This is a genomic window from Gardnerella sp. DNF01141 (assembly GCF_049244255.1).
In the GTDB taxonomy this organism is placed as follows: Bacteria; Actinomycetota; Actinomycetes; order Actinomycetales; family Bifidobacteriaceae; genus Bifidobacterium; species Bifidobacterium vaginale_E.
The window spans coordinates 61,750-82,167 of the sequence record NZ_CP058391.1; the positions used below are offsets into that span (position 1 = coordinate 61,750).

11 protein-coding genes, 2 tRNA genes and 1 pseudogene are annotated in these 20,418 nt (G+C 41.6%); 5 read left to right on the forward strand and 9 right to left on the reverse strand.

Annotated features, from left to right (window positions below; genetic code table 11):
• The first annotated feature begins 35 nt into the window (after positions 1–35).
• Complete coding sequence (glgX, locus tag HXT35_RS00205) at positions 36–2,165, forward strand: glycogen debranching protein GlgX (protein WP_032843486.1); 2,130 nt, start codon at positions 36–38, stop codon at positions 2,163–2,165.
• A gap of 81 nt (positions 2,166–2,246) precedes the next feature.
• Here the strand turns inward: glgX and HXT35_RS00210 are convergent, their stop codons facing one another.
• Complete coding sequence (locus HXT35_RS00210) at positions 2,247–3,341, reverse strand: ABC transporter permease (protein ID WP_421788037.1); 1,095 nt, start codon at positions 3,339–3,341, stop codon at positions 2,247–2,249.
• A 166-nt stretch (positions 3,342–3,507) separates the two neighbouring features.
• Between HXT35_RS00210 and HXT35_RS00215 the strand changes: the two genes are divergently transcribed.
• Together HXT35_RS00215 and aroA are read left to right on the forward strand one after the other, a co-directional pair.
• A tRNA-Pro gene (locus tag HXT35_RS00215) sits at positions 3,508–3,581 on the forward strand.
• Between the two features lie 88 nt (positions 3,582–3,669).
• A complete protein-coding gene (gene aroA / locus HXT35_RS00220; protein ID WP_004128018.1) occupies positions 3,670–5,037 on the forward strand; it encodes a 3-phosphoshikimate 1-carboxyvinyltransferase in 1,368 nt (455 codons plus the stop codon).
• A 74-nt stretch (positions 5,038–5,111) separates the two neighbouring features.
• On the opposite strand, the gene HXT35_RS00225 is transcribed toward aroA, so the two are convergent.
• The 3 genes from HXT35_RS00225 to HXT35_RS00235 all read right to left on the reverse strand — a co-directional run bounded on the left by HXT35_RS00225 (position 5,112) and on the right by HXT35_RS00235 (position 10,971).
• Positions 5,112–6,341, reverse strand: a complete 1,230-nt coding sequence (locus HXT35_RS00225; protein WP_004128020.1) for an acetate/propionate family kinase — start codon at positions 6,339–6,341, stop codon at positions 5,112–5,114.
• 173 nt (positions 6,342–6,514) lie between these two features.
• Positions 6,515–8,215 carry a phosphate acetyltransferase gene (gene pta, locus HXT35_RS00230; protein ID WP_004128022.1) on the reverse strand — a complete coding sequence of 567 codons (1,701 nt, stop codon included), beginning with the start codon at positions 8,213–8,215 and terminating at the stop codon, positions 6,515–6,517.
• A gap of 278 nt (positions 8,216–8,493) precedes the next feature.
• Entirely contained in the window at positions 8,494–10,971 is a 2,478-nt protein-coding gene (locus tag HXT35_RS00235; RefSeq protein WP_004128025.1) for a phosphoketolase, read from the reverse strand.
• A gap of 401 nt (positions 10,972–11,372) precedes the next feature.
• Between HXT35_RS00235 and guaA the strand changes: the two genes are divergently transcribed.
• Both guaA and HXT35_RS00245 read left to right on the forward strand, forming a co-directional pair.
• Positions 11,373–12,935 (forward strand): glutamine-hydrolyzing GMP synthase, encoded by a 1,563-nt coding sequence (guaA, locus tag HXT35_RS00240; RefSeq protein WP_004128028.1) that lies wholly within the window; start codon positions 11,373–11,375, stop codon positions 12,933–12,935.
• A gap of 238 nt (positions 12,936–13,173) precedes the next feature.
• Positions 13,174–13,902 (forward strand): GntR family transcriptional regulator, encoded by a 729-nt coding sequence (locus tag HXT35_RS00245; RefSeq protein ID WP_421777672.1) that lies wholly within the window; start codon positions 13,174–13,176, stop codon positions 13,900–13,902.
• Between the two features lie 189 nt (positions 13,903–14,091).
• On the opposite strand, the gene HXT35_RS00250 is transcribed toward HXT35_RS00245, so the two are convergent.
• The 5 genes and pseudogenes from HXT35_RS00250 to HXT35_RS00270 all read right to left on the reverse strand — a co-directional run bounded on the left by HXT35_RS00250 (position 14,092) and on the right by HXT35_RS00270 (position 20,128).
• Positions 14,092–14,178, reverse strand: a tRNA-Leu gene (locus HXT35_RS00250).
• A gap of 114 nt (positions 14,179–14,292) precedes the next feature.
• Positions 14,293–16,244: pseudogene (locus HXT35_RS00255) on the reverse strand (FAD-binding protein).
• Between the two features lie 40 nt (positions 16,245–16,284).
• Positions 16,285–17,940, reverse strand: coding sequence for a DNA-processing protein DprA (gene dprA, locus HXT35_RS00260; protein ID WP_004128038.1), 1,656 nt, complete (start codon positions 17,938–17,940; stop codon positions 16,285–16,287).
• Complete coding sequence (locus HXT35_RS00265) at positions 17,937–19,580, reverse strand: YifB family Mg chelatase-like AAA ATPase (protein WP_004128040.1); 1,644 nt, start codon at positions 19,578–19,580, stop codon at positions 17,937–17,939. The genes dprA and HXT35_RS00265 overlap by 4 nt, the downstream gene beginning before the upstream one ends.
• A complete protein-coding gene (locus tag HXT35_RS00270; protein WP_004128042.1) occupies positions 19,580–20,128 on the reverse strand; it encodes a YraN family protein in 549 nt (182 codons plus the stop codon). The genes HXT35_RS00265 and HXT35_RS00270 overlap by 1 nt, the downstream gene beginning before the upstream one ends.
• Positions 20,129–20,418 lie beyond the last annotated feature (290 nt).

Genomic DNA, 20,418 nt, shown 5'->3' on the forward strand with positions numbered 1-20,418 from the left:
GTGAAAAGTGCGCAAATATATGAGATACTTATATTATGCATATAAGACCAGGTTCCATGTATCCGCTTGGCGCCAATTATGACGGTGCCGGCGTTAATTTTGCGCTGTTTTCCGAAGTTGCAAAGCGCGTTGAATTATGCTTGTTTGACGAGAATGATAATGAAACACGTATTGATATGACCGAACAGAACTCATACGTTTGGCACAATTATGTATCAGGTATTCAGCCTGGCCAACGTTATGGGTATCGTGTTCATGGTCCTTACGATCCTTCGCACGGATTGTGGTGCAATCCTCATAAGCTTCTTTTAGACCCGTATGCAAAAGCAATTGAAGGCAATATTGACGGTGATGAAAGCCTGTTTTCTTACTGGTTTGATAATCCGGATGATATTTCTGCAATGAATACTTTGGATTCTGCAGACCATACGATGAAAGCTGCAGTTATTAACCCATACTTTGATTGGGGTAATGATCAGCATCCTATGATTCCGTACCATGATTCTGTTATTTATGAGGCTCATGTTCGCGGTATGACTAATCTTGATAGTCGTGTTCCTGCAGATATTCGCGGAACTTATGCTGGTCTTGCTCACCCAAGCGTTATTTCTTATTTAAAGAAGCTTGGTGTTACTGCAATTGAGCTTATGCCAATTCATCAGTTTGTAAATGATTCATTCTTACAAAATAAGGGATTGAGCAACTATTGGGGCTACAATACCATCGGTTTCTTTGCTCCGCAAAATTCTTACTCAAGTTCTGGTCAGCGCGGTGAGCAGGTTAATGAGTTTAAGTCAATGGTTAAGGCTTATCATGCTGCTGGAATGGAAGTTATTCTTGACGTAGTTTATAACCACACTGCTGAAGGCAATGACCGTGGTCCTACTTTGAGTTTCCGTGGTATTGATAATCGCGCATATTATCGTCTTGTAGACAACGATCAGCGTCATTATTTTGATACTACTGGTACGGGTAATTCCTTACTTATGCGTTCTCCGAAAGCATTGCGATTGATTACGGATAGCTTGCGTTATTGGGTTACCGAAATGCACGTTGATGGCTTCCGCTTCGACTTAGCTGCAACTCTTGCTCGTCAGTTCCAAGAAGTAGATAAACTTTCTGCATTCTTCGACATTATTGAGCAAGATCCTATTATCTCTAGCGTAAAACTTATTGCAGAGCCTTGGGATATTGGTGTTGGAGGTTACCAGGTTGGCGGATTCCCTCCAAGCTGGTCCGAATGGAATGGCAGGTATAGGGATTGCGTTCGTGATTTTTGGCGTTCGCAGCCTTCTACTTTGCCTGAATTTGCAAGTAGGCTTATGGGAAGCTCTGATTTGTATGAGCAAAATGGACGTAAGCCTGTTGCTTCTGTGAACTTTATTACAGCTCATGACGGCTTTACTATGAACGATTTAGTAAGCTATAACGAAAAACATAATGAGGCGAATAAAGAAGGAAATAACGACGGCGCAAATGACAATCGTTCTTGGAATTGCGGTGTAGAAGGTCCTACAAGTATTCACGATGTAAATGAGCTGCGCGAGAGGCAAATGCGTAACCTGTTCTCAACATTGCTTATGAGTCAGGGTATTCCTATGATTTGCGCGGGCGACGAAGTGATGCGTACACAGCACGGCAATAATAATGCTTACTGCCAAGATAACGCTATTTCTTGGATGAGCTGGGATTATAACGAAACTCAGCGTGATATGTTTGATTTCGTTTCCAAGCTTATTCATCTGCGTCTTCATCACCCTGTTTTGCATCGCCGTCGCTTCTTTACAGGACGTTCAAACGATGATGACGTTTGCGATATTCCACAGGTTGAATGGCTTGATCATAACGGAACTGTTATGGACATGGAAGATTGGTCAAATACTCACGCGCTTTCTGTGATGATTTATTTGAATGGATCCGACATTCCAGAAACAGACTGGTATGGAACAAGAATGGTCGATAACGACTTTATTCTTATATTTAATGCTCATTATGAGCCTATTACTTTTACATTGCCAGACAAGCGTTATGGTGAAAAGTGGAAGCTGATTGTAGACACTTACAATCCAAAAGGTCCTGAGCTTTTATATGAGGCAGGATTTAATATTGTGGCTCAATCTCGCAGCTTCTTGCTACTTATGAGCGAGCATAAGCCAGAGCGTTAAATAAGATTCGAATAAAAATAATTTAATCGCAAATAATTTTATAATTTCATAATTTCATAAGATTGAAGCAGCGTAGGGAATTTAGTTTCCTGCGCTGCTATTTGCTATAATAGCCTGATTAATTTTTGATTGAAGACGGTCAGTTTGCATAGCTGCAACCTGCCTTGAAAAAACAATAATCCATCCTAGAAATAGCAGGCAAGATAATGCTTCAACATTAGTAAGAGTATTGTGACCGTGCATCCACTGATTTCCAGCCCAAGCTGTAAGAACAACAGCTAAATCAGAAGCTACATAAAATGTGCGAGAAAGGCGAGGAGCTAACCAAGGCAAGCATACAAGCATCGTACAAATTAATCCAGTTACGCCTCTAGCGCACAAGTCATGAAGAAAAGGATGAGGGGTATAGCGGAAAGTTCCTATGCCAATAAAAGCAATACCGCCTAAAATAAGTAAAGTAGCCATAATAGTTGTGCGAGTTCTAAAATGACGCGTGCGCTCTTCATTATTGTGCTGCAATATTTCGCGTTGGGTTGCAACAAATTCTGTAATAGCAAAGTAGCTTGTTATGATAATACAAATTCCAGATAGTACAAGCGTTGCGTTAAACATGCTGGCTGCAAAAGTGGTTCTGTCGCCAAGCTGAGAAAAATTATTGTTATACCAGTAAGGGTCATCCGTGGTAAGACCTGCAGTTGCAGCGCCTGAAATAACGAATAGCGGAAGCAGGGAAGCTACAGTTTTAGCTTCAAGAAGCTCAGCTTGAATAAGTGTTGCGTAACCAACAATTCCAGATAATGCTGAACATAATACCGGCAAGTAATTGTTCATTGCAGATTTGCCAATAATACTGTTTATGATGGAAAGCAAAGCAAAAGACATAAGAAACATTGTTGCGCCATAAATTGTAGAAAGCGCTGTAATTTCAAAAGTATGTTTTACTATGCGAATCAGATGGTGTACGGTAAATTTTTTATTAGTACGCAAATAGCCAATAATAAAAGCGCCAATGCTGCACAAAGCCACAATTCCTGAGGCTGTAAGGAAAAGTCTTTGGCTAATTTGCCAAAATGCTGGCATAACCAACATGTACATAGACATAGTAACCATTGCGAATGATGCGCATACAAGAAACGCTATTAATCCCATTGCTTCAGTTCGCTGGAAACGTCCCATACCTTAGCCCCTTTATCTTGTTAACTAATTACATTGTACAGTTTGCGCTAAAGTCAAGCACGCATAAAATTTTATACACGCCACGTGTGTCGAAAATTTGCATTTGTCGGCAAAGTGCGCTATTGTATTTGATTGTGCTTGGAGCTGGTTAACAGTTCAAAAGCCTCGGGGTGTAGCGCAGTTTGGTAGCGCGCCTGCTTTGGGAGCAGGATGTCGCAGGTTCGAATCCTGTCACCCCGACTTTTTTATATCTAGTGAAATATTTTATTCAGCTCGCAACAATTATCTGTGCACGTATCCGTACATATTAATAGATAGTATTCATATTATGAGTGATATTAACGATACTGTGGATTGTGCTACTTGTTGGGAAGCACCGTATTCTAATCATCAATTAAAAGCTTGTGTTGAGGTTCCTGGTAGTAAGTCCCTGTCAAATCGTTATTTAATATTGGCAGCAATAGGTACAAAACCTGTAGTTTTGCAAGGATTGTTGCGCTCTAGAGACACTGAGCTCATGATTAACGCGTTATCTACATTCGGAGTTAAATGTGAATCTCTAAATGAAGAGGGCACGAAACTGCGCGTAATTCCTCCAGAAGACGGAATTTTTAGAGTTGAAGATAATGCTGAAGTATATTGCGGACTAGCTGGAACTGTAATGCGTTTTGTGTCTGCTCTAGCATTGTTTGCGAATAAACCTGTGCGCTTTGATGGAGATAAGCAAGCCTATGTTCGCCCTATGAAGCCAGTTCTTGACGCTTTAGAACAGCTTGGTGCTCACGTGGAGTATCACGGCGAAACTGGTTTTTTGCCGTACACGATTACTCCTCCTAAATCATTAGAACTTAAAACTCGCAATGTGGAAAATATTGTTTGCATTGATTCCTCTGCATCGTCACAATTCATTTCAGCATTATTGCTAATTGGTTCTCGCATACCTAACGGTTTGTATATTGAACATATTGGTAAAAATTTGCCGAGCATGCCGCATATTTTAATGACAATAGATGATGTGAAAAAGTCTGGTGGCACAGTCCAAATGATAGAGCCTATTAGTTGGGCTGTTTTGGAATCAAAATTAGTTTTGCCAAATACTGTAGTTATTGAACCAGATTTGTCTAATGCTGCGCCATTTTTAGGGGCTGCTTTAATCTCAGGAGGCATAGTTAGAGTTCCAAACTGGCCTAAGCGCACGACTCAACCTGGCGGATTGTTGCCGGCCATACTTGAACGTATGGGTGCTGTTGTTAATTTTGAAGAGGACGATACAAACACTGGGTCTGGAGTTCTTTGTGTAAAAGGAAATGGCCGTATTCATGCAATTCCTTCTTTAGATTTAAGTAAAGCGGGGGAGATTGCTCCAAGCATTGCAGCTATTCTTGCTTTTGCGGATGGAGTAAGTCAGTTGCACGGTATTGCTCATTTACGTGGCCATGAAACTAATCGTTTAGAAGCTTTAGTTAAAGAATTAAATAGAGTCGGTATTGGTGCTAAAGAGCTTGAAGATGGCATCAGTATTGAGCCAAGTGATTATGTGCATGGGGAAGTTATGGAAACTTATGCAGATCATCGTATGGCAACGTTTGCTGCAATGCTTGGACTGCGCATAGAAAATGTAAGGGTCAAAAATATTTCTACTACTCGCAAAACGATTCCTGATTTTCCAGGCATGTGGCATAAAATGCTTGAATAATAAATAATCCCGAGCCTTTTTGACTCGGGATTATTTATATCTATTTATTTTCTGCGCCATTAAGCGCAAACAATTTAGTTCTTAAACTTGTTGCCGTAGGTATCTTCACCAGCTTCAGCAATAGCTGCAGCCTTGCGTGCAATAGCCAACTCTTCGTTCGTTGGAATTACAGCAATAATCACAGAGCTGTCTGGAGTGGAAATAACGCGTGGCTCCTTAGAGCGAACCAAGTTCTTTTCCTTGTCGAGCTTAACGCCGAATGGCTCAAGCTTTTCGCATACGCGAGCGCGCACGATTTCGTCGTTTTCGCCAACGCCTGCTGTGAATGTAATGACGTCAACGCCACCCATTTGAGCGGTGTAGTTACCAATGTAACCAACAATACGGTGTACGTATACGCCGAGAGCAAGCTTAGCGTTTTCGTCGCCTTCTGCGATGAGCTTGTGAATATCGCGCAAATCGCCGTGGCCAGTCATACCCATCATGCCGGAACGCTTGTTGAAGAGAGTGTCAAGTTCGTCCACGTTCATGTGAGCGTTACGAATAAGGTGGAAGACTACTGCTGGATCAATATCGCCAGTGCGTCCGCCCATCATTAAGCCTTCGAGTGGGGTTAAGCCCATAGAGGTTTCAACTGGCTTGCCAGAAATCTGAGCAGAAGCAGAAGCACCGTTACCAATGTGCAAAACAATCTGCTTCAAACCTTCTGCAGGCTTACCAACAACGCTTGGAACAACAGAACCAATGTATTCGTGAGAAGTGCCGTGAGCGCCGTAGCGACGAATATGATAGCGGTCTGCAATTTCCTTATTTAAAGCATAAGTTGCTGCAACCTGTGGAAGATCATGGAAGAAGGAAGAATCGAATACCATAATCTGCGGAACGTCTGGCAAAAGTTCAGTCATGACTTCAGCGCCAACAGCCTCTGGGCCGTTGTGAAGTGGAGCCAAAACTGCCAAATCCTTAACCTTGTTGATTGTCTTCTCATTGACTAATGCAGGCTTAGGGAAGGTCAAGCCACCCTGAACAACGCGGTGTCCAACTGCCACAATGCCGGATTCAGAAAGCTTTGGACCATATTCCTCGAAGAAACCGAGTACGCGCTTTAAGCCCTGCTCGTGGTCGTGAACTGGCTCATCGAACTCATGCTTTTCGCCATTGAATACGTGCTTGTAGTGGCCGTCAACTGGCTCGCCAATCTTCTCAACGATGCCGGAAGCGATACCTTCACCGCTTTCCAAGTCAACGAGCTGATACTTAATCGAACTGGAACCAGAATTGATAACAAGAACGGTTTTTGCCATTGGGGCATCCTCCATAAAGTATTGATAAGGCTTGTAAATTGCCACGCTCTAGTTTACCGTTAAGTTCCTACAATGCGGAGAGTTATTTTGTGTCATAACAATCTAAAATATGTGAAGAACATTTAACAGTTTATTTTTGTTGATTTTATAGCTTTCTGCACAAAATCTTATTCTCACTGAGCTTCAATAGCTGTTAAAGCAACAGTATTAATAATATCTTGTACTAAAGCTCCTCTAGATAAGTCGTTTACAGGCTTATTTAGACCTTGTAAAATAGGGCCAACTGCCAGTGCTCCACTTGAGCGTTGTACTGCTTTATACGCAATATTTCCTGCGCATAAATCAGGGAACACAAATACATTTACGTGACCTGCAATAGGATTATCTTTTGCTTTTGCTGCAGCAACTGTAGGAGACCAAGCTGCATCAAACTGAATAGAACCAACTACGGCTAAATCTGGAGCTTTTTCTTTTACTATTCGCGTCGCTTCTTCTACAATGTCAACATCTGGGCCTTTACCAGATCCTAACGTTGAATAAGAAAGCATTCCAACTTTAGGATCTAGTCCGAATGCTGCAGCAGTATTCGCAGACTGAATCGCAATATCTGCTAGCTGTTCTGCATTCGGGTTTGGGTTAATAGCGCAATCTGCAAAGACTGCTACGTGATCTTTAAAACACATAAGAAATGCGCCAGAAACCAGCTTAGAGCCGGCTTTTGTTTTTATTACTTGTAATGCTGGTCGCACAGTATTTGCAGTGGAATTAACAGATCCAGACACAAGACCGTCTGCTTGTCCAAGTACAACTAGCATAGTGCCAAAATAGCTTGCGTCGTTAAGTTGTTCTCTTGCTTGTGATTCAGTCATTCCTTTCTTTGCTCTTAATTCGCAAAGTTTTGTAATCATATGGCTAAGCATTGCTTCATCGCTCATAGATTGGAAACTTGCTTTGCAAACTGAATTAAGATTTAACTCTTCAGCACGCTTCAATATTGATTCGCGCTCTCCAACAATAATAAGATTCACAATATCTCGTTCAAGCAAGTAATCTGCCGCTTTTAATATGCGATCTTCTTCTCCTTCTGGAAGAACAATTGTTTTTTTCTGTTCTTTTGCTTTTCCTAAAAGACTGTATTGAAAAGCGTATGGGGTAGTTGGTGCATTGAATGGCTGGTGCAACGCATTAAGAATATCTTTTTCTCTAATGCAGTTTACGAATATTTCTAACGAACTATTTTTGTTTTCTTCGTTTATTTGAGGCAGCACCCATAATGGTGTTTGGCTTACTCTAGTTTCTTTTTCGCTAGAATTTGCGCAATTTCTAGCTGTGTAATCTTTCATTACTTCAGCTCCAAGTTCCTCAGAACAGTCAGTAACAAAAACGCCCAAAATTTGCGTGCAAGCCTTCATAATACAAGCGTTGGCAGTATTAATAGTTTGTAAGATTTGCTCTGAGCTTCGTCCCTTTGCGCAAACGGTTAGAAAAACAGGCGAAGCTAAGTCTGCTGCAACAGTTGCGTCAAAGGCAAATAAATCTGGATCATATACAGGGCTTGCGTCGCTTGAAACAATAACAGAAGCTTGGGCGGATGTTGATTGTAGTACTTCATTGTATCTTGCAACAATATCTCCGCGCACTGTGTCTTTATTTGTTCTGACTATTTCTGGAGTGGATACAATAACTTGCTCTAATTTTGCTGAAGTATTTGCAATACCCAAAAGTTGTTTAGTGAAAGCGTCATTGGTTTGAGCGCATGGGCGAAAAATAGTAGTGCTGTAGTTGTTAGACAGAATATGTGTTATTCCGAGTGCAACAGCGTTTCTGCCGTACATATCTTCGTTGCCAATAATTGTTACATTAATATGTGACACGATGCGTTCTCCTTTGATACTATTCGTGTTGTGCTGTTAGGTTTCATATTGTAAAAATTAAATTACTTAAGTTTTGCAATATAGCCAAGCTTGTTCTATTGTACGGCTTTTTGTTTTTATACACGCACATAGTAGTAATTCTGCAATATAAATTTTGATTCGTTTTTTTTTATTTAGTTTACATGCAAATTTATTTTTATATACAAAACGGGAGTCAACCATTCGATTGACTCCCGAAATGTTTTTAGCTAACCAGTTTTAGCTTTATGAGCTTAAAACTACTCGTTATCGCCAGCGGTTGCAGCGGTAGCGGTGACAGCGCCTGGCTTGTCGGTCTTAACGCCTGGCCATACCCAATCGGTGTAGTCTGGGTGATCAAGACCCTTGTCGACTGCATACTGGAAGGCTTCGAGGCGGAAGTCCTCGAGCTTCTTGATTTCGTCGGCATACTTGGCGGCGTCAACCATACGCAAAGCTTCAGCGGTAAGCTCGTAACGATCCATGTCGTTCACGCGAACCATGTCGTATGGCGTGGTGGTGGAGCCCTGCTCCTTGTAGCCATGGACGTTGAAGTTGTCGTGGTTTGGACGATCGTAAATCAAGCCGCGAACGTCATGTGCATAGGAGTGATAAGCGAAGAGGACTGGCTTGTCAGCGGTGAAGAGATCGGTGAACTCTTCGTCAGTCAAAGCTTCGTTGTTTTCCTTAGCGGACTGCAACTTGAGCAAGTCAACAACGTTAACAACCTTGAACTTAACGCCAAGCTTGTTCAACTTGTCGGCAGCGGCCATCAATTCCTGCTGTGGAACATCGCCAACACCAGCGAGAACAACCTGAACTTCGTCGTTGTTCTTAGCGTTGGAAGCCCACTTCCACTCTGCAGCACCCTTTTCGAGCTCTTCGCGAGCTTCGTCGAGGGTCAACCAAGTGGCGGCTGGCTGCTTACCAGCGAAGATGGCGTTAATCATGTTGGTGGACTTGTAAGCCTTTTCAGCAACAGCGAGCAACATGTTGGAATCTACTGGGAAGTAGATGCCGATTACATGATCGTTGTTGAAGGTCTTGTTCAAGAGCACGGAGGTTACGCCTGGATCCTGGTGCGAGAAGCCGTTGTGATCCTGACGCCATACGTGAGAGGATACCAACAAGTTCACGGAGGAGATTGGCTTACGCCATGGAATCTCGCGAACGGTAGCCTCAAGCCACTTTGCGTGCTGGTTCAACATGGAGTCGATAACGTGTACGAAGGACTCGTAAGAGCTCCAGATGCCGTGACGACCGGTGAGCAAGTAACCCTCGAGGAAACCTTCCATCTGGTGCTCGGAAAGCTGCTCGGTGACCTGGCCGGTAACAGCCATGTGCTCATCGACTAAGCCAGAAAGGTAGCCAGCATCCCACTGCTTGTTGGTTACTTCGTAAGCAGCCTGCAAACGGTTGGAAGCGGTCTCATCTGGGCCGAAGATACGGAAGGAATCTGGGTTGTTCTTGATGATGTCACGAGTGTAAACACCAAGGCGACGGGTAGCTTCGAGCTGACCCCAGCCGTGACCGAATTCCTTAACTTCCTTGACTTCGTAATCATCGAGCTTTGGAAGCTTCAAATCTTCACGAATACGACCACCGTTGGCGTTTGGATTTTCGCCAATACGGAGTTCGCCCTTTGGCATGAAGGAAAGAACGTCTTCCTTCACAGCGCCCTTTTCGTCGAAGAGCTCTTCAGGCTTGTAGGACTTCATCCAGTTCTTCAAAACCTCGAAGTGAGCTTCGGTATCGCGAGCGGAAGCCAGTGGAACCTGGTGTGCACGCCAAGAGCCTTCGGTCTTCTTGCCGTCGATGAACTTCGGGCAAGTCCAACCCTTTGGAGTGCGGAAGATAATCATTGGGTAGTAAGGGCGAGTTACGTCGTTAGTCTGAGCCTCAGCCTTAATATCGCAAATCTCGTCGAAGATGGTTTCGAACATATCGGCGAAGCGACGGTGGATGGACATGTGATCCTCATCGTCGAAGCCAGCAACGAACTCGTATGGCTCGTAGCCCATGCCGTGGAAGAACTCATGAAGCTCTTCGTCGGAAATGCGGGAAAGAATAGTTGGGTTAGCAATCTTATAACCGTTCAAGTGCAAGATTGGAAGCACGATACCGTCGGTACGTGGGTTCACAAGCTTGTTGGACTGCCAACCGGTGGCCAAAGGACCAGTTTCAGCTTCGCCATCGCCGACGATTGCTGGAACGAACAAGCTTGGGTTGTTCATAACAGCGCCGTAAGCGTGGGAGAGTGCATAACCAAGCTCGCCACCTTCGTGGATGGAGCCTGGGGTTTCAGGAGCGAAGTGAGAAGGAATGCCGCCTGGGTAAGAGAACTGGCGGAAGAACTTCTGCAAACCAGCTTCGTCCTTTGTAATCTTTGGATAGTACTCAGTGTAAGTACCGTCGAGGTAGGACTGAGCAGTACCAGCTGGGCCGCCGTGGCCTGGACCCATGATAATCACGGTATTCTGCTGGTGGTCAGCAATGAAACGGTTGATGTGGCCAATAAGGAAGTTAAGACCTGGAGTGGTGCCCCAGTGGCCCACCAGACGATGCTTAACATCTTCGCGAGTGAACGGCTCCTTCATTAGAGGGTTGCTACGAAGATAAATTTGGCCGATTGCAAGGTAGTTGGCAACACGCCAGTACTTGTCTACGCCTTCGATAGCTGCCTCGGAAACTGGAGCGTTGAGCTTCTTCCAAGGTGTGCCAATAACAGGACTCGTCATGTGTACTCCTGTACTCAAGCACTTTTCAGTGCAATTTGATCATTACCATTTGGTTATAGAGTCTGGAAAACAAATGTATTACAGCTCTTTTTCCATCCGTTTCAGTATAGTGCCAGCGTCTGACTTTTGTTCGTTTGGTTACTTCTTCGTGCATTTATGTTGAAAAAATGTGTGATTATGTGCGCAAAAAATTAGCCATTTGTATAGATTATGTTATATTTGATGTTCGTTTTTTGCTTTGTTATTCAGCGTTTCGCACAAAAATTTATCAAAGCTATCTATTGATTTAGAATTATTAATGTAACTTTTATATCTAATTTCGGCGTTTTGTAATTACGCAACGTCTCAAAGCTTCACTATTATGAATTGAATCGTATTAGAACTTATATATAAGGAGAATCATGGCAAAAGGACCAGTGCTTGTCGTTGATTTTGGCGCTCAATACGCTCAGCTTATTGCTCGTAGAGTGCGAGAGGCTAATGTGTATTCAGAGCTTGTTCCGCACTCTATGCCAGTTGACGAAATGTTAGCTAAAGATCCTCAAGCTATTATTCTTTCGGGTGGTCCTGCTTCTGTTTATGAACCGGGTGCTCCAGATATTGATCCAAAGATTTTTGAAGCTGGCGTTCCAGTTCTTGGCATTTGCTATGGCTTCCAAGTAATGGCTCATGAACTTGGTGGAGACGTAGATAAAGCTGCTCTTGGCGAGTATGGTAAAACTTCTGCAACTATTGATGATTCTGAAGGCCTGCTTGCAGATTCTCCTGTTGAGCAAAATACTTGGATGAGCCACGGTGTTGCTGTTAAGCGTGCTCCAGAAGGTTTTAAGGTGTTGGCGCACACAGAGGGTGCTCCTGTTGCTGCAATGCAAGATGAAAGTCGCAAACTTTATGGAGTTCAGTGGCATCCAGAAGTAAAGCACACTCCATTGGGTCAGGAACTTATTTCTACATTCTTACATAAGTGTGCAGGGTTAGATAACAATTGGAATCCTTCTAACATTATTGAGGATCAGGTTGCTAAGATTCGCGCAGAAGTTGGGAATGCACAAGTTATTTGTGGTCTTTCTGGTGGAGTTGATTCAGCGGTTGCAGCAGCTTTGGTACATAAAGCAATTGGTGATCAGCTTACTTGCGTTTTTGTTGACCACGGTTTGCTTCGTAAAGGCGAAGTTGAGCAGGTTAAACATGATTTCGTTAAAGCTACTGGCATTAAGCTAATCGCAGTTGATGCCGAGGATGATTTCTTGGATGCTCTTAAAGGCGTGAGCGAGCCGGAGCGCAAGCGCAAGATTATTGGCGAAAAGTTCATTCGTACTTTTGAAAAAGCTCAGCTTCAAGTTATTGAAGAAGCTGGTAAAACTGGAGCGGAAGTTAAGTTCCTTGTGCAGGGAACTCTTTACCCAGATGTTGTAGAATCTGGCGGTGGAGACGGTGCTGCAAACATTAAGTCGCATCACAACGTTGGTGGTTTGCCAAAAGATTTGAAGTTTAAGCTTATTGAGCCTTTGCGCACGCTGTTTAAGGATGAAGTTCGCGCTATTGGTACTGAGCTTGGTTTGCCAGATGAAATCGTGTGGCGTCAGCCTTTCCCTGGTCCAGGCTTAGGCATTCGCATTGTTGGTGAGATTACGCGCGAGCGTTTGGCTGTTCTTCGCGAAGCAGATGCAATTGCTAGAGAAGAGCTTTCTAAAGCTGGTCTTGACCGCGACATTTGGCAATGCCCAGTTGTATTGCTTGCTGACGTTCATTCTGTTGGTGTTCAGGGTGATGAGCGCACGTATGGTTCTCCAATTGTTTTGCGTCCTGTGAGTTCTGAGGATGCTATGACAGCTGATTGGTCTCGTGTTCCTTACGATGTGTTGGCAAAGATTTCTACTCGAATCACGAATGAATGCCGTCAAATTAATCGTGTAGTGCTCGACGTAACTTCTAAGCCACCTGCCACGATTGAGTGGGAGTGATGTAAATCACATTTAATTTTTTATTCAAAAATGTATAAATTACAGTTATTTTGCATGCTTAATTTAGTTAAAATGCTGGGAGTATTCGTGTTTTCTATATCTGATACCCCCAGTTTGTATATTATGCATTTTGACTGATAGAATAAACTACTAATTGTATGGTTGTTGTTCGATATGTTTCCAAGTGTTATTCAACGGCTTCTGTATAATCGCTAAAACGTTGGGAGAATTGATTAGTATGGCTGAAGGTGTGCCTAAATATATTGCTGTTCGCGATAATTTGCGTGTTCGCATTGACGCTATGGAAGCAAATGAACAGCTGCCTCCAGAAATTGAATTGTGCAAACAGTACAATGTTAGTCGCATTACGTTGAGGCATGCTGTAGGCACGCTTATTGCAGAAGGCTTGTTAGTGCGTGAGCAGGGTAGGGGAACATTCCGTGCGCCTGAAATTATAAGTACTCACAATAAAGTGTTTATTTCGGATCGTGCGCAAGGTTTTTACGAGCAAAATTATTCAAGCGACTCTGTTATTACAATAAAAGTTTTAGAAAATGACGTTGTTCATGATGAAGATGCTGCTTTGCGCTTAGGTTTAAAGCCAGAGGATGAGCTTATTTGCCTAAAGCGTTTGCGATACGTAGACGGAGTGCTTTCGCGTTACAGCGTACTGTATTTATCTGCTTCGCGTTTTCCAAAAGTGTTAACTCATGATTTTTCAGAAGAATCTTTATCTGATTTCTTGAATAAAGCATATGCTGTTGAGCTTGTTGAAAGCGAAGTGTCAGTTTATGTAGAAAGACTGTGTGACAGACTTGCTGTAATACTTGATCTTAAAGATGGCACTCCTGCAATTGCAGCTAAATCAACAGTAAAAGATAAGTTTGGTACGATTATTGCTTTTGGTGCTGCTATATATACGCCAAATTCTGGTGAGATTACTTTCCACTTGCACGCAAATTCGTAAATTTTGCATTGTGTGAGCATGAAGTTTTGTAATTGCCTGTAGAATTTTCTGCAGGCAATTTTCGTATAAGTTATTTGTGCTTGCTTTTCAGTTTTAGGTTTTCTAGTTTTAGGTTTTCTAGTCTACTGGTTTGCGGGTTGTTTTGAAAAACAAAAAAGTCTTGCCGATTTCTCAGCAAGACTTATTTCGTGTCCGGAGCGGGACTTGAACCCGCACGCCTGTACAAATAGGCACTAGCACCTCAAGCTAGCGCGTCTACCATTCCGCCACCCGGACAGGTGTTTTAGACAACAGATAAGACTATAACATCTTTTTTGAGTCTTTGCTTCGGCGTGTTGAAAAATTTATGCTTTTTTGTTCGAGTAAAGCATAAATTGCTTTATATCTGCCTTATATTAAGCCATTTTTCGCCGCAAAATTTCCGTCGCTACTTGGTTGAAAATCAACAATATTAATCTGTTTATTTGTTGTATTTCCCTCTAAATCAACGAATGAATGCTGTGGAATAGTGGAAGTGTCATGGTTCGGGTAGTCTCTTCTAAAGAATGATCCGCGTGACTCATGTCTACAAAGCGATGCCTTTAATACTGCTTGTGCAAGCGTTGACATATTGCTTATTTCCCATATTGCTGTAAGTTCTTGATTAAAAATTAAATCTTTGCTATGAAGCTTTAAATTTTTTATTTTCGGAAGTAATGACGCGTGAATTTCTTGTAAAGCTGAGTTAAGTGACTTTTTATCACAAGATATTGCAGCAGCTTTTTCCATAATTGTTCCAAGTTCTGAAAATAGTGCATAAGGATTATTTTCTTCGCTTGTATCCGCAGAGTTACTTAGGGTATTTATATTATTTTCGATACCATCTTGCTCAGAATTATCTTCTTTAGTAAGCGTTTTAATCTCAAAATTTTTTGATTATATAATTTTTCTAGTTCTGTGCATGTTTTGTTGCGCTCACTGTTTTTGTTGCAATCGCAGTTTTCGTAGAATTTGGATTTGCTGTCAGAAATAATATCGTTAAGTTCTTTTGCCATTGCAACGCCAGCGCGTTTTCCAAAAACGCAAGCGTCAAGCAGGGAATTTCCTCCCAAGCGATTAGCTCCATGAACTCCAACACAAGAGCATTCGCCGGCTGCGTATAATCCTTGAATAATAGTTTGCTTATTGTTGTACCACTTGTAAACTTCGCCATTTAAAGTAATAGGTATTCCTCCCATTGTGTAGTGCGCTGTTGGGCGAATAGGAACTAAGTCTTTAGAAGGGTCAATGTTAGCATATTGTTCTATTGTTTCGCTAACTTGTGGCAAAACTTCTTTCATGCGTTCTTTGCCAATATTTGTCATATCTAGCCAAATGCAATCGCATTTTGAGTCAGTATTACAATCGCTTGTAGTGTCTTTAACACCGCGGCCTTCTAGAATTTCATTTTCAATAGCTCGAGAAACAATATCTCGCGGGGCTAAATCTTTATGAACTGAATCATAATTCTTCATAAATGATTCGCCATTGGAATTTTTTAATACTCCACCTTCTGCTCGAGCTGCTTCAGAAAGTAGCATTCCGGTATGTCCAAGACCAGTAGGGTGGAATTGTATAAACTCGCAATCTTCAATCTGCAATCCTGCTTTCAAAGCTAATGACATTCCGTCGCCTGTTAAATCCCAAGAGTTTGATGTTGTAGAAAATAATCTTCCAGCGCCGCCTGTAGCAATAAGAACTAACTTTGAACGCATAGAACGCAATTTGCCTTTGGTAAGATCAAAAGCTACGATGCCTTCAACTTTTTGTGTTTCTTGATCTATAGCAATATCTGTAACATATAAATCTTCAATAAAAGAGATGTTTGCAGCAACGCATTTTTGCCAAAGACTATACAAAATTTGATGACCAATCCTATCTGCAGCAAAAGCAGCACGTGCAACTGGTTGCTTACCAAAATTGGCAGTATGACCGCCGAAACGACGTTGGTTAATATGGCCATCTTTTGTGCGAGAAAATGCTACGCCATCATGTTCAAGCTGAATAACTGTTTCCGCAGCCTCTTTTGCAAGCAATTTAGCTGCATCCTGGTCGCTTAACCAATCTCCACCATGAACAGTGTCATAATAATGCCACTGCCAAGTATCGTGTTCAACATTTCCTAGGCTTGCAGCGATTCCACCTTCTGCTGATCCTGTATGAGATCTTAAAGAAGGTATTTTAGAAATCACTTTTATTGAAGGAGATTTTCCTTGTTTTTTCAATGACTTGTATTCGCAAGATTGAACAAACCCAAGTGCTGCAGACAGTCCTGCTGCTCCGGCTCCAATAATAATTGCATCGTAGTATTCGCTTGATTGCATACTCTTATTTTCTCATAAGCATGGTCTTGTGGAATGCGTGTTACGCCACTTTTTGTTGCTTTATAACAAAATCTTCATTTTTTCTAAATATAGTTCCTTCCAACTCTAAAAGTGCAATTGCTCCAGAAACTTCTGCAATAGATGGAATGGTGCCTAATTCTTCTTTCTCGTATGAAAGCTTGATAATTTCATAAATGCTATCAATGTTTGCATTTTCACGTTTGCGCTTACATGTAAGAATCGCATTAATAATATGCTGTTGTATTTCAGTATAATTTTCTGATTCATTTGAATTTAATACTTGCTCTTCCTGAATATTGTAAGTTTTATCGCTATTATCAGAGTTGTTAAAATAGTTGCTTTCTGCTGTTATTTTACTACTAGCAGTTTTATTCAAAGCTCTCGCTATGTAATGGTGAGATTGTGGGAAAAGAATATCAACATCTTGTTGACTGCATACCATTATTGCTTGTGAATCGTGAATAATTTTATTGCATCCAGCATTATGCGGTCGATTTATATCTCCTGGAATCGCATACAACTCGCGGTTTAAGTCTGTGGCCCATGTTGCAGTATTCAAAGCTCCTGATTGTAGTCTTGCTTGTGCTACAAGAACTTTTGAAGATAATGCTGCAATAATTCTATTTCGTAGTAGGAATCTGTGCCCAACTGGAGTAGTGTCGGGGCACAATTCGCTTATGCAGGCACCGCCTTTTTCTATAATTTCATCAAAAAGCTGAGAATTGCTTTGTGGACCCATATGGTTCAATCCGCCTGCAAAAACTGCAATTGTTCTTCCGATTGGTTTGTTTTCTCCTGCATCTGTTTGAGCGTCAATTGCGCCCCAGTGGGCTGCTGCATCAATTCCATAAGCGCCGCCAGAAATAATAGTATGCCCTTTTGAAGCGCAGTCGTAAGCAAAACGATACGCTAATTCTCTTCCGTAATCTGTGCAAGATCTAGATCCTACAATTGCAAGCGGATTATGGCATTGAATAAGTGCTTGAGGGTTTCCAATACCCCACAGGCATAATGGTGGAGAAAAGTGGCTTTGAAAAGCCAGATCTTGTAATTGCTTTGGCCAATACTTACTGTGAGGTGCAATAATCCACTGCTTTCCTGAATTAGTGAACCATTTACATAATGCGTTTGGCTCCCAAGTTGGTAGATGTGTTAGTCTAACGCACCATTTTGCGAGAGTGCGGTGTAGTGCTTCTAAAGTTTGTGTATTGTTGTTGTCTCTGTATCCCCATGACTTTAATCCCTTATTAAAATAAGATTCTAAAGTTGTTATTGAGTGGTGTTTGCTTATGTGCTTCCACATAGTAGATGTTAACCGTTGGCTTTTGCTGCGCTTGTCTTTAGATAAGCTAATATTATCCGCGTTTTCTTTAATAGCTTCTTCAATATTTTCTTGGGCTGTTTCATAGCTAGTTTCTTCACTAATAATAGGAAGTTGCATTTGTTGAGCAGAAGATTCTTGCTGTTGGGCTAGGAAACTTTTAACAATAGGATGCAGCAGTTTTACAATATCGTTAGCATGCTGCGCTCCAAGTAAAAGCGTGTACATAATGGCGTCTGCTCCTTCTAAGCAGAACGTTAGTATTGCGCGAGAAAGTGTTTCCTCGTCAATTTCAATAACATTATCAATGCTATTTTCGCAATTTTTATTATTTACATTATTAAGATTGCTCATATTCGTGTCCTTAAACTAATAGCCTGAGCCATGTCTGTCATGTCTGGGGAACTGTGCCCAGAAAGATCTGCTAACGTCCAAGCAAGTCGCAACGCTCTGTCTGCTCCTCTTAAACTTAATTGGTGTTTTTCTAATGCTCGATTAATAAGCCCAACAGCCTGTTTAGAAGTGTATTTTCGAAGCCATGTTCCGGAAGCTTGTGCATTGCAATCCCAACCTTGCTTGCTGAAACGAGTTCTAGCTACTTGACGTGCTTCTGTTACATTATTGCGCATCATTTCACTTGTAAGAGTTGTGCTCGCTTCTTTATTTGGTCCGTGAACTTGATTGTTTTGGTTTGGTATAACAATTCTTTCCACAGGTGGAACATCCATTTGAATATCAATACGATCAAGAATAGGTCCAGAAAGTCTAGAAAAGTATCTAGTGCGTTCTCGCTCTTTGCATGTGCATCGCTCTCCGTTTCCGTATGCGTAGCCGCAAGGACAAGGATTTGCTGCAATAACAAGCTGGAATTTAGCAGGATAAAGCGTAGTTCCTTTTGAGCGCGAAATAGCAATATGTCCGGATTCCAGCGGTTCTCGAAGTGTTTGCAAAACTCTTGGTGAAAATTCTGGAGCTTCGTCCATGAACAGTACTCCGCAGTGTGCGCGAGTTATAATACCAGGTTTTGCAACTCCTGTTCCGCCTCCAATAAGTGAAGCTGCTGAAGCTGTATGATGTGGTGCTTCAAATGGTGGAATGTCACTAATACCGTAGTAGGGTAGTGTGCCACAAAGTGAGCGAATAGATGCAACTTCAAGCTGTTCTTGTTCATTAAGAGGACACATAATGCTTGGTATTCGAGATGCGAGCATGGTTTTTCCGGATCCTGGAGGGCCAATCATCATAACGTGATGCCCTCCGGCTGCAGCAACTTGAAGAGCCCACTTTGTGTGTTCTTGCCCAATAACTTCGCACATGTCTCCAATCTCATATTTTGAATTAACTTGTAATGGTGAGGCACTTTGATCTTCTAATATTTCAGAATGCTCGCTATTTGTATCGTCTTGCCCATTTCGTTCTAAAACTTGCATGTGCTTATAAACTGGGTCTTCTTCAATAAGTTTTAGTGACTCTTCTTGCAAAGTTCCATGCAATTCGGTTACTAAATCATAAATATGATGTATTCCAATAGTCTCAATACCTTCTACTAATTTCGCTTCCGCAAGATTTTCTTTGGGAATAATCATGCGCTTAAAATGCTTCTTATTTGCGTAAAGAGCAATAGGAAGCATTCCTTGTATTGGAAGCACTGTTCCGTCAAGATTTAGTTCTCCTAAAATAACGGTATTTTCAAGTTCAGAAAGTGGAATATATTTTTCGGCGCTTAAAATACTTGCTGCAATAGCAAGATCGTATGAAGATCCACTTTTAGGCATTGAAGCAGGAGACAAGTTTACTGTTACTCTACCTTCTGGCCATTTGCAGTGTAAAGCATGATGAGCTGACTTTACTCGTTCTCTAGCTTCGCTTAGAGAAGTGTCTGGAAGTCCTATTATTGAAAAGTTTGGCATACTTCCAGACATAAATACTTGAAGTTTAATTGTAAAAGCTTTAAGTCCAATAAGTCCAACTGATAATGCGTTTCCAATACTCATTAAAATGCTCCTGGAATATGTGTGAATTGAATATTGCTGTTGTTGTCTATTTCTTCTAGCGCTTGAATCATGCATGCAGAATCTCTATACGTGTATTTGTTTATAACAAGAATTGATACTGCATCAAAACGAATACGGTATCTGGGTATGTCAGTGCCGAATTTTTCTATCCACTGCATGCCTGCTTTACGTAATTTATTACGTTTATCTTGGTTGATTGCTTCAAGCGGTGTGCCATATTGGACGCTTCGTCTAGTTTTGACTTCTACGAAAACTAATTTTTGTTCCGGTGTAATCATCACTAAATCTAATTCTCCTTGACGCGAATGCCAGTTTCTGTCAATAACGTGCCAACCTTGTTGCATTAGTCGCAAAGCTGCGTATGTTTCGCCAAGTTTTCCCAACTCTTTACTTTCAAGAGAATCATCTTGAAGCTCATTGGACACTTGTTCAAGTTTTTCTTGTAAAAATACTTGAGCAGTCTCAGCGTCGTCAATCTCGTCAAACGATATAATTTCATCGTCAATAATGTGTTTTTGTGTAATCATGCTGCTATTTTCTGTGCTTATTGAGCAGCAATCCAGATTTTTTAAGTATTGTGGATAAAAGCTATATACGGCGTGTTGTATTAGGAATTCAGTATATTTTCTGTATTTTTCTAAAACAAATTCGCTATTTTTTGCAAACTGTTAATTCGTTATAGCTAATTTTGATAACCGTAGGTATGTACTAATTAACCATACTGGCATATTGTCGTTATCACTTAAATAAAAATTTAAACAGAAAACAGAAAAGTAAGTGGATGCACAAAGCAAGCTGAAGCAAACTAATCTACTGT